Source organism: Aeromonas molluscorum, assembly GCF_051376105.1.
Lineage (GTDB): Bacteria > Pseudomonadota > Gammaproteobacteria > Enterobacterales > Aeromonadaceae > Aeromonas > Aeromonas molluscorum.
Genome location: NZ_JBPQCY010000001.1, coordinates 156,654 through 171,444, shown reverse-complemented (window position 1 = coordinate 171,444; position 14,791 = coordinate 156,654). Strand labels below are relative to the sequence as shown.

Annotated in this window: 10 protein-coding genes; 1 reads left to right on the top strand and 9 read right to left on the bottom strand. The window is 52.3% G+C overall.

Annotated features, from left to right (window positions below):
• Positions 1-77: 77 nt before the first annotated feature.
• From ACSMDR_RS00740 to ACSMDR_RS00725, 4 genes are all read right to left on the bottom strand, one after another.
• On the bottom strand, positions 78-2,273 hold the full coding sequence (locus ACSMDR_RS00740) for a hypothetical protein (RefSeq protein WP_436466682.1): 2,196 nt from the start codon (positions 2,271-2,273) through the stop codon (positions 78-80).
• Between the two features lie 814 nt (positions 2,274-3,087).
• Entirely contained in the window at positions 3,088-3,843 is a 756-nt protein-coding gene (locus ACSMDR_RS00735; protein WP_264110326.1) for an ABC transporter ATPase, read from the bottom strand.
• On the bottom strand, positions 3,830-4,693 hold the full coding sequence (locus tag ACSMDR_RS00730) for a helicase RepA family protein (RefSeq protein ID WP_264110328.1): 864 nt from the start codon (positions 4,691-4,693) through the stop codon (positions 3,830-3,832). The genes ACSMDR_RS00735 and ACSMDR_RS00730 overlap by 14 nt, the downstream gene beginning before the upstream one ends.
• A 4-nt stretch (positions 4,694-4,697) precedes the next feature.
• Complete coding sequence (locus tag ACSMDR_RS00725) at positions 4,698-4,928, bottom strand: helix-turn-helix transcriptional regulator (protein WP_040046762.1); 231 nt, start codon at positions 4,926-4,928, stop codon at positions 4,698-4,700.
• An 86-nt stretch (positions 4,929-5,014) separates the two neighbouring features.
• Between ACSMDR_RS00725 and ACSMDR_RS00720 the strand changes: the two genes are divergently transcribed.
• The gene (locus ACSMDR_RS00720) at positions 5,015-5,995 is read left to right on the top strand and encodes a LuxR family transcriptional regulator (RefSeq protein WP_264110329.1); all 981 of its coding nucleotides are present in this window, start codon (positions 5,015-5,017) and stop codon (positions 5,993-5,995) included.
• A 152-nt stretch (positions 5,996-6,147) separates the two neighbouring features.
• Here the strand turns inward: ACSMDR_RS00720 and ACSMDR_RS00715 are convergent, their stop codons facing one another.
• From ACSMDR_RS00715 to guaB, 5 genes are all read right to left on the bottom strand, one after another.
• Positions 6,148-8,013, bottom strand: a complete 1,866-nt coding sequence (locus ACSMDR_RS00715; protein WP_264110330.1) for an ATP-dependent helicase — start codon at positions 8,011-8,013, stop codon at positions 6,148-6,150.
• A complete protein-coding gene (locus ACSMDR_RS00710; protein ID WP_264110331.1) occupies positions 8,010-9,971 on the bottom strand; it encodes an ATP-dependent nuclease in 1,962 nt (653 codons plus the stop codon). The genes ACSMDR_RS00715 and ACSMDR_RS00710 overlap by 4 nt, the downstream gene beginning before the upstream one ends.
• Positions 9,972-10,013: 42 nt before the next feature.
• Positions 10,014-11,201, bottom strand: a complete 1,188-nt coding sequence (locus ACSMDR_RS00705) for a tyrosine-type recombinase/integrase (RefSeq protein WP_201956381.1) — start codon at positions 11,199-11,201, stop codon at positions 10,014-10,016.
• 308 nt (positions 11,202-11,509) lie between these two features.
• On the bottom strand, positions 11,510-13,099 hold the full coding sequence (gene guaA / locus ACSMDR_RS00700) for a glutamine-hydrolyzing GMP synthase (RefSeq protein ID WP_436466681.1): 1,590 nt from the start codon (positions 13,097-13,099) through the stop codon (positions 11,510-11,512).
• 83 nt (positions 13,100-13,182) lie between these two features.
• Positions 13,183-14,646, bottom strand: coding sequence for an IMP dehydrogenase (gene guaB / locus ACSMDR_RS00695; RefSeq protein WP_005898466.1), 1,464 nt, complete (start codon positions 14,644-14,646; stop codon positions 13,183-13,185).
• Positions 14,647-14,791: the final 145 nt, after the last annotated feature.

Sequence of the window (14,791 nt, the reverse complement as noted above, 5' to 3'; positions counted from 1 at the left end):
AGGCGCAAACGATTGGAAAAAGAAAAGGCGCCTCAAGGGCGCCTTTTTGACAGTTTTGCATTATCGGCAGGAAAGCGTCAGCCGCTTATTCCCACATCTTGGCACTCTGGTAAGTAGGTCATCACTTGTGCTAGAAGTATTTGGAAATTGGGATTCTCGGGATTTGAACGAGCAAGGCTATCGGCCAGGCTAAGAGCCTCCTTGTAGCGCTCGAGATGCAAGAAGCAACCACACAGATGCCTACGTGATTGATCATGATAAGCAACCCGAACGATCCCATCGCAGGTCATCATGACCAAGTCTCTAGCTAGGCTATTCAAGTCGCCGTTCTTCAGTTCATCGTACAGATAGAGGCAAATACCAACATAATCATGAGTATCGACTAGACGGCGCACCATCTCGGAGATGCGTGCGGCTTCTTCTTCTGGAGTCAAGCTGCGGACTAGCGCAACAATGTCAGTTTGCAGATCGACATAGTCCGTTTCAAAGGGCTTCATGACACTTGCTATCTGCTGATCGCAAAACTGACTTGCCAAGAAAATTTTCGTTATTAGCTTGTCCCTTGGTTCAAGCCCAAAAATTAGGCTCCCAAGTACGTCGGAAAAGGCTTCCGTTGGCAGTTTTCGATTAATCCTAGCTATCCCCTCCGTGCGAACGAAAATCCGCAGCAAGGCCATCCTCGTATACACGGCAAGCGATGACGCCACACTCATTCCTGCCATCAGATGAGCACGCACCGGAAGATTGCTCCAATTGGCAAGATCACCAAGACAGAGCGCGATAGCCGACATATGAGGACTCGCTCTCGGATTGCGAGCGAAACGCATCAGAATCTCGGTCAGCGCGTCCGGAGTTCCATTGGAGCACTGATGAGTCAGTTCCAGAATGCCGCGTATTCGACTCGACTCTGTCTCAGATTCGAGTTTCCCCATAATGAAGCAATGAGCTTGGCGCAATTGCCGCATCTCGTACCGTATCCCGCCTCCAGGAAGCGACTCGACTAACTGATATTCTTCAACGACAGGAGAATAAAGAAAGGCTTGCCAGAAAGCCGAGCGAGCGCGCTCACGTGCACCTGATTCGCCGGTCAACCATTCTTCCAACTTAGCAGAATACGACTCGTCGGAATAATCCATTCGCTCTGGTTGAGGAACAACCCTTCCAAGTTGCTCACTGTCACTAAATGGAACGGTGTTGGTGTCTTTTCCAGACCCGAGTACACCATTGAGAATTTGTCCATCGGCTAAATAAGAACGCAAGAACAATACGTCACGACAGACCTTTTCAAAGACTTGTCTCAGCTTGTCGTATATTCCCAGTCCAGCTTCGAAATCAATATCGTCAAGACGCTTTAGGAGATTTTCGAGCGTGACGGTAACGTTTCCGTCAAGGTGACTGCTAACTTTGTTTCTGATCTCTCGATACGGTGCAATTTCTTCTTCTACCCGGAAGATCGTTTTGAAGTGCTCGATGGCGTTTTTCGAAACTTCTTTTGCAAGGAGAGCGTCGAGACCATCCATTCGTTGCGGAGCCGCAAGGCCAACGTCGCGTGTAATAAGACAATCGCAAGCGCTGACCAGATCGGTAATCATCCGGCCCTTCAAGAGGCGCACAACATTCGGAAACGCTCCGAATCTCTGAAGTAACTTGGCCTGGGCTACCATCCAACGTTGGATGAGAGCAAGATGTCCCGCACGAGCATGGATCGGCGTAGTATTGATAAGGGCTGTAGAATTAGGTCGTGTCATCGCCAGAGGATCGGCTCCCATCTCTACGGTTTGCACCTTGCAGCCTGAGGCGCGATAGGCTTGTAAGGCAACCTCGAATGCCGGATCACCAAGCTCAGGGAAGTCTGTCAGCGTAGGAAAATCGGTAATGCTCAAAGATTGTAGCGAGCAGTAAATCTCGGTTGCGCCCTCTACAAAAAACTCCGAGTTCGAGGCATCGACGCCATTCCAAAGTTCTATCACCTCTCCTAGTTTAATATCTTGAACATGGGCGCTCAGCCGGTCTCGGACCTTCTGGAAGGACTCTTTGAATTCAGCAGCGTAGCATTCCTTGCGATCGTGGAAAGCAACTGTATTGAACCCTGCTTGCTTTAACGGCTTACGTAGCTGGCGGGAATGTGAGATGAAATCGACCGCGCGGATTAGAATGTGTCGGGCAATCATGCGTGCGTCGGCGTCTGTTGGCGCAAACTGTGCCAAACGTAACGCTAGTCGCATTTCGGTTACCAAGAAACGAAGTTTTTCGAGACGGATATAGAGTGTCATACAAATAGAGTGCCCTGCTTACGCTCCTAGATAAAACGCTACAGTGTAACATGGGCGGCTGAACTGCTGATTAATTGGCATAATGAATACATGGAGAACCTGACCTTGCAACTCAAAACAAGCGCCACAAGCAAAGGAGCCCGAAGACTGACAGCCCATGAACTCGCAGAGCTTCGTCGGGATATGATCGAGTCATCAGCCAAGATGCGGACAGAATTAGCGCATAGACGGAACGATTGCCCGACTAAACAGGACTTGTGATCACCCGCATAACTGACAAGCCCCGCAGGGCAGGATGTACGTTGAGCGCCGCAGGTGCGAATAAGGGCCGGTGAAGAGGCTCCACCATGCTTGCATGGTGGGCCTACTTCACACATCCTGCCCTCAGATCAGCCATGTTTCTCTCGGGGATACTCAATAGGAAAGGGCTGTTATCACCATACATAGGATTAAGAAATGTATTTACGCCAGAAAAAGATCTAAAAACAGATAAAAAACCATATAAAACAGTGCGATACACATCAATCTCACATACTTTACTTTGCTAAAATCAATATCTTTACACATAGTTCCCATGCACTTTCCTAGATGCCCCCTCAGTCAGCTTATGGGGCTAGATCCTTTCCTGGCGTTCAATTATCGGCCTCTGGCCGATTACGCAGTCCGACAAGGAGTAACCGTCCGCATAAAGCGGATGGTTACTCCGACTGGGGATCCTGAGATATCCTGAATATCCTGCCAAAAGAGTAAAAAATCGGGCGGGTGTGAGGCGCCATCGGGCGGGTGCGAGACGCCATCGGGCGGGTGTGAGACGCTATCGGGCGGGTGTGAGACGCTTTATCCTATTTTCAGCATCTATTGCTATCCCAACCTCATGCAATTTTTCCGCATCTTCCCTGAGCCTGTAACGCTCATTTCGTATCTTTTTGCTATTGAGATTTTCACCGCACACTGCGCGAATCAGGGTGTCAACATGCCATCCTCCGGCGGGCTCATGCTTGTGAGTCAATATATGGCGAGCAATAGCTTGGCTAATACCGTGCCGCAAACGGGCAATGGGGGCCGGATCGTAGTACAGGCTTAGGTCATGCTCCAATAGCATGACCAGTGCGATACCAAGCCGAACTCTCCATAAGTTCCGCTCCCCTCCCGTCAGAGGATCAAGGCGTGTCATCGGTGAAGGGATAACATGATCTATCAAGCCACCGATTATTGGAAAATCGAACTGTGACGTTTCAATAGTTACGGTTGCTGCTCGCAGCTCAGTCAGTAATTTTTCAAGCTGGAAGAGGCTATACCGGCTGTCTGACAGCGTTTTCCGCACTTTGGCAGGGTCTACCAGAAGCTCGACACCACCATCGGACACATCGCGGCGACGTTCTGCACAATACAGAATCGCCTCAACAACATCTGCGTGCCGCTGTCCTAACCTCCCCTGAATAGAGCAACGGCCAAAGGATGTCTTCATCCAGTTTGCCTCCCTCATGCTCGGGCGTTGAGTCGCCTGGTAGATCATCACTCGTGCTTGTGCGCTGGTACTGGTTGGAACGACCTTGTTACCAATTGTCATCAGCGCCCTCCAGAGCAATTTCCGATTTCTTGAACGGCAATACTTCTCTCGTTTTACGCCGTCTCTCCAACACAGCCGGCTTGAGTACGCCCCCCTCATGACGGCGCAACCAACGCTCGGGAAAAGGTGCTCCATAGTTGGCTTTGCTTACACCAAAGCGGACGAAGTAACCGCGTTGGCCGTCGTTGACCCCCAACTCTTCGGCTTCCTTTGGCGTCATCCCCGAAAGGTAGGATTGCCAACGGATGTTATCCACCAATACAGATGAACCACGGCTGGCCTGCTGTTGGTCACCAGCACCCATCATGGTCGCCCCCTTGCTGGAATGATGGAGAAATACGATAGCGCAGCCCGTTTCGACAGCGATGGCCTCCATCCGGCCAATCACCTGCGACATTGGCCCGCTGGCGTTCTCCTCCTCGATATGGAAGCGCCGCAGAGTATCCAGGATCAGCAGGCGCCGGCCCTCTGCAACTTGTCTGAGTACGTCAAACCACGCCGAAGACATAATGTCAGGACACCGACCGATCAGCGGCTCAATCAGTAATCCATCAGCTACCGCCTGCTGTTCTGTCAGCGTGAGATGTGCACCCAATACATGTAACCGATGATGGATCGTGGCGGTCGGATCTTCAGCTGGCAGGTAAGCCACAGCCCCTATGAGGAACTCACCAATGTTCAGTAGATCTGGGCCTCCAGCAATCTGTGTCGCAAGCTGTAAGGCCAACATAGACTTACCCGCCCCACCAGGTGAAACAATTGCGCCTACAGTTCCCGCAACCATATTTGGTAGAACGTAATCAATAGGCGGCGGCAGCTCAGTAAAAGCGGCCATGAGATCGAGGGCCATGCTATTAACCTCTAATAGTCTGGCCGGGGCGTGAAGCATGGAATCCAGAAGACTTGCGCTCTTCAATCCATTTTTCGACTTCCGACAGATCCCAAGCAACATTTCTGCTTGTCAGCGCAATACGGCGTGGGAATTCACCCCGCAGCTCCATGTTGTAAATTGTTCGCGCAGAAAGTGGGATCATGTCCAAGAGTGCTTTTCTATTAATGAGGGTCTTGAATGCCATTGTTTGCATGTGTTTGCCTCCAGCAGCCAGTGAAGGAGCCATAGTGCCAAGCAATACAACTTGAGTAAGCGCATTAATTGGCTAGAATGGTTGACATGAAAAAAGCACCAAAGATAGTCATCTGGGAGAACTGCGATCATCACATTTCGGCTGCTATCCGGCAGTTTGAAGAACTCTGGCTGCCATACTCGGTATCATCACGTCGATACCCTATCCTTCGCTTGATCAAGGAAGTCCTCGACCCCGCTGTAAATAGCTACATAAAGACTCTTCCAGCAAACTACACAGGATATCTTCCTGGTACGGCGGTTGGTGTACCTTTCAGTGAAATTGTCAGACTGGTGGGGCTAGAGGCCATGGTCCGTATGCAACGTCAGTTGTTGCGACAGTTCATCAAAACTGAAGACCAGCAAACGGCGAGAGACCTGTGCTTTGTCGCTACGCTTGAATCTTTGATTGGATTAGTCTGGTGCTGCGCATGCAAATCCCCCAAAAGGTCTACCTCCCAAAAAGGTGTCAACCTGAATAAGCAACGAAAACATGGATTTTGCGAATTCTGCGGGAATATGACTGAGTTTGCCACCTTTATGGCAACGGTTGAGGAGGACCGGATCAATAATTCCGAACTCGAAGATCACAAGAAATTAGAGCTGAGTCACCAGTATTGCAGAGAGCACCGACCCAAGCTGGTAACTGGCGAGTGGAACCCTTTATATAGAAGAGCAAAACGCTCCCTAACACAATTTAATATCGAACTTACCAGGCTGACTCATCAGTGCGCCAACCGCTCCAGACCAAACGCACTATCGGGTGATGAATTGATAGATCAATATTTTCTCCAGTTAATTCTGAGATTAACATTGCAGCCAGCAGACGAAGAAAAATTGCGCCACCTAGCTCGTAGGATGGTGGATTCAAAGCTATCAGACACCAAGAAAAAGATGTTAGTACTCAGACAATTGAGGTTCAATCAAACAGAGATTGGCCAACGGATACTAAATGCCAAGAAACAGCCAATAACACGACAAGCCGTATCTAAAGCGTTGGCGTCAGTTCGCAAGGAGTTCCAATTATGAGTGCATCTAAGACTGATAAAAGTTTTTAGCTGCTAAAATATACCCGCTCAGCCTTGAGCAGATGCTCTCTATCCAAATTGATAGAAAGCATCGATTCTAAAGATACATTAAATTTTTATTAAATGGGCAGGGATAAATTACCTAGGCCATATTCAGTTTTCACCCAGTATAGTCGCACCATCTATAGTATCGACCCCCGCCGGAGCCAATAATTGCTGTATCCAGCCAATAGCATGCCCTCGGTCAACGCACTGGGAGAAAAACGCACGTTGCTTTGCTCTGGTAAAGGCAACAAAGAAAGTGTTTAGCTCTTCACCGCGTTGTGGCGTAAGGCTCCACCAGGTCTGATTGTCGAGCCCATAAAATATCATCGTGTGGAACTCAAGACCTTTACTTTTATGGACGGTCATCAGAGCCACCTGGCCAATACCTTCAAACTCATCCAGCGCCTCCATCCAGCTGCTGCTATGTTCTGCGCACTCTTTCAGGAGTGTGACAAATCCACTCCATACCCTCTCAAAGTCCCTTTCCCGCTGATAAGCGGGAAAAGATTGCCGAAGTGCAGGGGTTCCGACAAATTCAAGAAGCATCTCTGCAATCTCTTCCGCTGCATCCGGATCAGGCTGGCGACGCACCAACTCTTCCCTTAATTGGCGGACGAATGCTTCAAGCTTAACCAGTAACCGTTCCTGCGTGAGATCGTTATCCGGATCAGCAGCCTCCAGAAACAGATAGTTCTGCTGGGCCAGCTCCCAGTTTTCCGGGCTTCGGTTCGTCGCACCCAGGCGGAGCAAAGGGACGAATATGCTGGTCAGTTCTTCACCAAGTAGATCCTGTATTTGAATTTCACCGACTGACCGGGCCGCATTTCTGATCCTGAGACCTCGTGCCGCAAAAGCAGGGGCTATCTCACCCTCCACCTGATCTGCCCGCATTCTGATCAGAATTGCTACATCATGTGGCGCAACACGCCCTGACTGAACCTCACGCCTCACCCATTCAGCCAGATAATTGTTCTCGTCATCTGCGTTCCGAAATTGCCAGATAGCAGAAACCTCACCTTCAATTTCACGGGTCCCTTGTGCCTGCACAGCTTCCACATTGCCGTCTATCCGGCGAGCAATCTCGTGCTGAATAAGAACCAGATCCGCATGTGACCGCCAGTTTGAAAGCAATGTGATACGCCTCGCACCAAAGTCGTTCTCAAACTGGTCGAAGGCGTCATTCATGGCTCCCGCCCATCCCATGATACGCTGCTTATCATCGCCGACTGCCGTAAAGACAGCATCGCTACCATCAAATGCCGTTTGCAACAAGTCGTACTGGGCATAGGTGGTATCCTGGTATTCATCAAGAAAGACAATGGGATACGTTGCCTGTAAGGCCCGACGGATATATGCATTTTCCTGCAGCAGCAGTTTTACAAGCCTATTTATCATCGGGAAGGACAGAGAGATCTCGTCGCCTCCAAAGAATTGTTCATGCCAGTAATCTGCTAACGCACGATGTACTTCAGATCCATTTGACAAGTCAATTGGCAGGTCTGTCAGAAGAAGTCTTCCCTCAAGCTGTTGAACCCTCACACCGTGATAGCCGTGACGTTCAAGAAAATCCTCATAATCCCGACGAAATGGCGTAACGATCTGATACGTGCCAGGCGAATTGAACGGCTCAGGTAAAGCAGGACGGAACCGGTCCAGAAGTCCCTTGGTGAAGGCATCAAAAGTCATTGAATCAAAGCGCCTCGCCTGATCTCTCGGGCAACGCTTTGCAACCCTTTCAGCGAGGTTTCGGGCGGCATCTTTTTTAAAGCTGATGGCCAGAATACGTTTGGGGGCCGGACAAATGCTTGTCTGCAGAAGATAGGTCGCCTTCTGTGCCAGAAACTCAGTTTTTCCCGCACCGGCACCAGCGGTCACGAGGATGCTACTATCGGTTTCACGTAAAGCCTCCCATGCTCTGCCTTCCAGACCACCGACCCCCTGAGGTACCCAGTCGTCTCTTCTTACGCGGATCATTCCCCGACTCCTGGCAGATTTAGTTTATGCATTACGTACTCAATAAGGGCCCTAAGCTCAGCGGGAGCTGACGCAGAAACATCGCCATCAGGGATACGGGAAAACGCAGCCAGATGGGTCTCTGGCTTACTGCGGCTCAAGAACAAATACGGATACCATTTAAAAGCATCATCATAGAGCTCGGTATACAAGGCAGGGGTACCACCTGTTTTAAGTGTGCTGACCTTTTTGGCTTGAATAGCGTTAGCATCACTCTGAGGCCCACGGCCACCTGGATTGGCAACCTGATAAGCGTCTGGAAACGCAAGCAACATGGCAAAATCGAGATCAATAGGATAGGAAAAGAAAACACCTTCCTCCCTGAAAGCTTGAAGCCATGGACCTTGCTGGCCTTCACCATAAAGCTGTTGGTCGGTAAGCTGAGCAGCATTATCACGATTGCACTCCCCAAAATTATTCCCAATATGGGCCAGATTCTGAAGGCAGCTCCTCATGGTGTTCGCCCCACCATGTCTACGCCCCAAATCTAGATCGAGCAGTGTGGCATATGGAATCTCAAGATCACTAAGTAGCCGCCAGAAATGTGCTACGAACCGTCCTCCTAGTGGGACGACAGGAACAAATGACGGGTCAAGTGGCACCCCCATATCTTCCGCTATTTTCGGAATGACGACGCGCTCTGAATCCCCTTCACCCAGGATTACAAATCGCGCGAAATAAAGTTCGGGGTATGCCTTTACGGCCAGCCTGACATACACGCTGGCCTCAACATCATCTTCAGGCAAGGTCAGTTCTCGGATCGATGAGCACCGGGCGCTCCGGTCCATACGAAAATATCTCACTTCCTCCGGCTCTATCCGGCTCAGGATAGCCGGGGAATGGCTGGATAGCAGAACCTGCGCAGAAGGCAGTGCACCGATCTCTCTCGCCTGTTTGATGATGCGAGACAAAAAGAACGGTGACAGGTTGTTTTCTGGCTCTTCGATGGCAAGAATCGTCAGGTGAATACGGCGTAACTTATCCTGTTCAAATGAGCTGTCATCAGCAGGCAAAGAAAAAGCTTCACGCTCGCTTTCTAGCGTTGCCGCTGTAAGGGCTATATGAAACAGAGAACGCTGACCGTCACTCAGCTCGGACAAACGGCGCTCCTGACCTTCTTCGTCAGGCGTAAAGGTAAATTCGGCTTTACGAACAAGCTCCTCAAAACGGTTTTCGATGAGCCTTAAGCGTGGCTTACTGTCTGTATCAGCTTCATAGACCTGTTGCCAACGCTTCGAAAGACGCTGCAGCAGAAACTTCGACGGCTCCTCTTCCTCGAAACTGCTCTGGATCTGACCGGCACTATCAGAGCTTGCATCCCTAAATGCCGTCGACCATTTGGCAGCCTGCCATAACCGCCCTTTTAGAAGAGCGGTCACCTGAGTCGTCGCATCACGATTTGCCGGTAAGTAAATAAACTGGATCGAAGAGCGCTCTACAGCCTGAACCCTGGAGCAATCATCCCATTCAAAATTATCATCCAGGGCTCTTATCCAGCGTATATCCTCTTCAATTGCCCCTTCCGGCGTACCGTCATCCGTCCATGTTGCTTGTAGTCGTACCCGGGCCTTAAGGGGCTCTCCCTCACCGGAAGCAGCCATCTGATTGAAGAACTCCGGAACAGCATCAAGAGGAGCAGTGTCTTGCTCTTCCAGTTCAGGGAAGGCAAGTACCGCTTCGACAAACAGACTGTCGCCAGACTGCAGTTCCTGCCGGTCAATAGGTATGTGAAAATCCCGACGCTGTACCGACCGCTGCGTTGGTGATGTACCAAACAACCGGGACACAGCTTGCAGCACTGCCGTCTTTCCGGAACCGTTTCCGCCGACAAGTATCGTCAGTTCTTCCTCGAAATTGAGCTCGACCACCTCATGCCCGAAACAACGGAAATTCTGTAGTTTTATCTTCTCTATTTTCATCCCTGATTACCTTTTTGTAAGAGATGCCTTTTTAGCGAGCCCCTAAATAACCCACTCATCGATCATATCAGCCCAGTCCTGCAACATAGATGTACGCTGATCACGATACTCCGCTTTGTTATATACCGCTCTCACGCCCTTCTGCTCATGAGCAAGGCATTTCTCAATCCAGTCAGTGTTGTAGCCAGCTTCATGTAGCAGAGTGCTGGCCGTGCGTCTCAAGTCGTGGGGCCCAAACTTGGCGAGCTGCTTGCCTTCCTTCTGGGCCAATATGTAGGTCATAGTCATCACCCGATTCAGGGTGGCGCTGCTCATGGGCAAATCTGAGTCGTAACGGGATGGCAGAATATAGCTAGAGCCACCAGAGAAGGTCTTCAACGCAATCAGGATGTCCAGAGCTTGTCTGGATAGAAACACCAGATGGGGTGTCCGTCGCTTCATCCGCTCTTTTGGGATGGTCCAAAGGGCTTCGCTGAAATTGATCTCGCTCCAAGTCGCATTGGTCAGCTCACTTTTGCGCACCATGGTCAAAAGCAGCAACTTTACCGCCGCACGGATGGAGGGCGATGTACCAATCCGCCCCATATATTCATACATAAGCCGGATTTCTGCAGGCGACAAAGTTCGATCTCGCGGCTCAAATCTGGCAATGCTCGTTGGCCTTACAAGGTCCGCTGGGTTTTCAATCTTCTGCCCTCGCTCGATGGCCCAACGATAAATCTGCAGCACTATGTCACGGGTATGAACAGCCGTTGCTGGAGCCCCTCGCTCCACAATGGCATCCGTCAGCATGCGCAAATCTTCATGGGTGATCTCGGTCAACTTCTGGTTGCCAAATTTCGTTTCAAGCTCCCGAGCATAGACTGAGCGACGCATATCACGGGTTGAGTCCGCCATCTGGTAACCTCGCAGCCACTTTTCAGCCCAAGCACCAAATGTTTCAGCATCTCTTACCCGAGCCTTTTTACGGGCCTTCTCCTTAGCCGGAGACTTACCATCGGCCACCATCCGCTTGGCTTCATTCAGCCGCTCACGGGCTTCAGCCAAGCTGATGCCACCGACACCGTAGCGGCCAAAGGTGATCGTCTCTTGCCTGCCATTGATCGAGTAGTTGTAACGAAATGAGATCGAACCGGCTGGGGTAACGGCTACATAAAGGCCATCCCGGTCATTCACCTTGTAAAGTTTGTCCCTCGGTTTGAGGTTGCGCAGCTTGGTATCGGTCAGCAAAAGTCTTATCCTTCCTCGAATTCGATACCATGCCAAAAGATCACCCAAAAACTAGGCAATAATAACAATAAAAACAGTTAGTTAAATAAAATCAATACCATGAACATAAAGGATCAAGCAGCATGGTATCGGCTATCACTCATGGTATCATTCCTCGATAATACCACCTCAAATGCCATACTCAAGTGGTGCTTGCCACTGCTATCCGTTGCCAGAACATGCCAAACATAAAAACAAAAAAGCCCATGTAAACATGGGCTTAAGTCTATTTTAATGCTAGTTAGTACCAGCTGATGCCTAACGAGCGATCATTCCCATTCGATGGTTGCGGGCGGCTTGCCGGAGACGTCGTACACCACGCGGGAGATGCCGTTGATCTCGTTGATGATGCGATTCGACACGTGCCCCAGGAAGTCGTACGGCAGGTGGGCCCAGTGGGCGGTCATAAAATCGATGGTCTCGACGGCGCGAAGCGCAATGACCCAGTCATATTTGCGACCATCGCCCATGACGCCAACGGAGCGCACCGGCAGGAAGACGGCGAACGCCTGGCTGACCTGGTTGTAGAGGTCGGCCTTGCGCAGCTCTTCGATAAAGACGGCGTCGGCACGGCGCAAGATTTCGCAGTACTCTTTCTTCACTTCGCCAAGCACGCGCACGCCCAGACCCGGACCCGGGAAGGGGTGACGGTAGAGCATGTCGTAGGGCAGACCCAGCTCCAGGCCGACACGGCGAACCTCGTCCTTGAACAGCTCGCGCAGCGGCTCGACCAGACCCATCTTCATTTCGTCCGGCAGGCCGCCAACGTTGTGGTGAGACTTGATGACGTGGGCCTTGCCGGTGGCGCTGGCGGCGGATTCGATCACATCCGGATAGATGGTGCCCTGGGCCAACCATTTGGCGTTTTTCAGCTTCTTGGCTTCATCGTCGAACACTTCCACGAAGACGCGGCCTATGGCCTTGCGCTTGGCTTCCGGCTCGTCGATGCCCTTGAGGGCGCCGAGGAAGCGCTCTTCGGCATCGACCTTGATGATCTTGAGACCAAAGTGATCGCCAAACATCTCCATCACCTGAACGCCTTCGTTCAAACGCAGCAGGCCGTTGTCGACAAAGACGCAAGTCAGGCGATCGCCGATGGCGCGGTGCACCAGCATGGCAACCACGGAAGAGTCCACGCCGCCGGAAAGGCCGAGGATCACTTCGTCGTCGCCCACCTGTGCACGAATGCGGGCCACGGCGTCGTCGATGATGGTGGCCGGGGTCCACAGGCATTGGCAGCCGCAGATCTCTTTGACGAAATGCTCGAGCAGACGCGCGCCCTGACGGGTATGAGTCACTTCCGGGTGGAACTGCACGCCGTAGAAGCGCTTGGCCTCATCGGCCATGGCGGCATGGGGGCAAGTCGCGGTCTGGGCGATGGTGGTGAAACCGGCCGGGATCTCGGTGACCTTGTCGCCGTGACTCATCCAGACATCCAGCAGGGCATTGCCATTGGGGGCAATGGTATCTTCGATGTTGCGCAGCAGCGCACTGGTCTGGCCGGACTGACCCAGCACTTCGACCTGGGCATAACCGAATTCACGTTCGGTGGAGGATTGCACCTTGCCACCGAGCTGCTCGGCCATGGTCTGCATGCCGTAGCAGATGCCAAACACCGGCACACCGGCGTTGAACACGTATTCGGGGGCACGGGGGCTGCCCGCCTCGGTCACGGATTCCGGGCCGCCGGAGAGGATGATGCCGTTCGGGTTGAATTCGCGGATCTGCGCTTCGGTCACATCCCAGGCCCACAGCTCGCAGTAGACGCCGATTTCACGGACACGGCGGGCGATAAGCTGGGTGTACTGAGAACCGAAATCCAGGATCAGGATACGGTGAGCGTGAATATTTTTAGTCATTTTATTCCTGCATCAGGCTGATGTTGTAACAAAAGGCTCGGGGATAAAAAACGGTGTAGAAACGGGGCCGCAGCCCCGTTTTATCAGCCCATCCGGTAGTTGGGGGCTTCTTTGGTAATGGTCACATCGTGAACGTGGGACTCTTTCATCCCGGCGCCGGAGATGCGCACAAACTCGGCCTTGGTGCGCATTTCGTCGATGGTGGCGCAGCCAGTCAAGCCCATGGAGGAGCGCAGGCCACCCATCTGCTGATGGATGATCTCTTTGAGGCGGCCCTTGTAAGGTACGCGCCCTTCGATCCCTTCCGGCACCAGCTTGTCAGCGGCGTTATCGGTCTGGAAATAACGGTCGCTGGAGCCCTTGGACATGGCGCCCAGAGAACCCATGCCACGGTAGGATTTGAAGGAGCGGCCCTGATAGAGCTCGATGTCGCCCGGCGCCTCTTCAGTACCTGCGAACATGGAACCAACCATGACACAGCTGGCACCTGCGGCGATGGCCTTGGCCACGTCGCCGGAGAAGCGGATGCCGCCATCGGCGATCACGGGAACGCCAGTGCCTTCCAGGGCGTCAACGGCGTCGGAGATGGCAGTAATTTGGGGAACGCCGACACCGGTCACGATGCGAGTAGTACAGATGGAACCCGGGCCGATACCCACCTTGACGGCATTGACGCCGGCGGCGACCAGCGCCAGGGCGCCAGCGGCGGTGGCCACGTTGCCACCGATGATTTGCAGCTCGGGATAGGCATCGCGGGTCGCCTTGATGCGATCCAGCACGCCCTGGGAGTGGCCGTGGGAGGAGTCAATCAGCAGCACGTCCACACCGGCTTCCACCAGGGCGGCAACGCGCTCTTCGTTACCGGCACCGGCACCGACGGCAGCGCCAACCCGCAGACGACCCTTGTCGTCTTTACAGGCGTTCGGCTTGCGCTCGGCTTTCTGGAAGTCTTTAACGGTGATCATGCCCTTGAGTTTGAAATCGGCATTGACCACCAGCACCTTCTCGATGCGGTGTTTCTGCATCAGGGCCACCACCTCTTCACGAGGAGCCCCTTCGCGCACTGTCACCAACCGGTCTTTCTGGGTCATGACTTGTTCGACGGTCTGGGAGAGGTCTATCACGAAACGCACGTCACGGCCGGTGATGATACCGACCAGCAGGTTGCCCTCGGTCACCACAGGGTAACCGGCGAAACCGTTCTTGTGGCTCAGCTCCTTGACCTGGGCAATGGTCATGTCGGGACGCACGGTCACGGGGTCGGAAACGACACCACTTTCGTACTTCTTGACCTTGCGGACTTCGGCAGCCTGCTGCTCGATGGACATGTTCTTGTGAATGAAGCCGATACCGCCTTCCTGGGCCAGTGCGATAGCCAGACGGGCTTCGGTCACTGTGTCCATGGCAGCGGAAATCATCGGGATATTCAGGGAGATAGCAGACGTCAGCTGAGTACGCAGATCGGCTGTATTAGGAAGAACAGTGGAGTGGGCTGGAACCAACAGTACATCGTCGAAGGTCAGCGCTTCTTTGGCAATCCTGAGCATGGCAATATCTCACCGTTGAGGAGTGGGGGTGGAAAATATTGCCGACAAATTTTACTCATGGTTTACCGGTTGGTAAAGAAGTATTTTTTAATTTTTTGTGGCATTGCCCGCTTTTAGAAAGCCAAACAGGCAAAAACCTCACAAA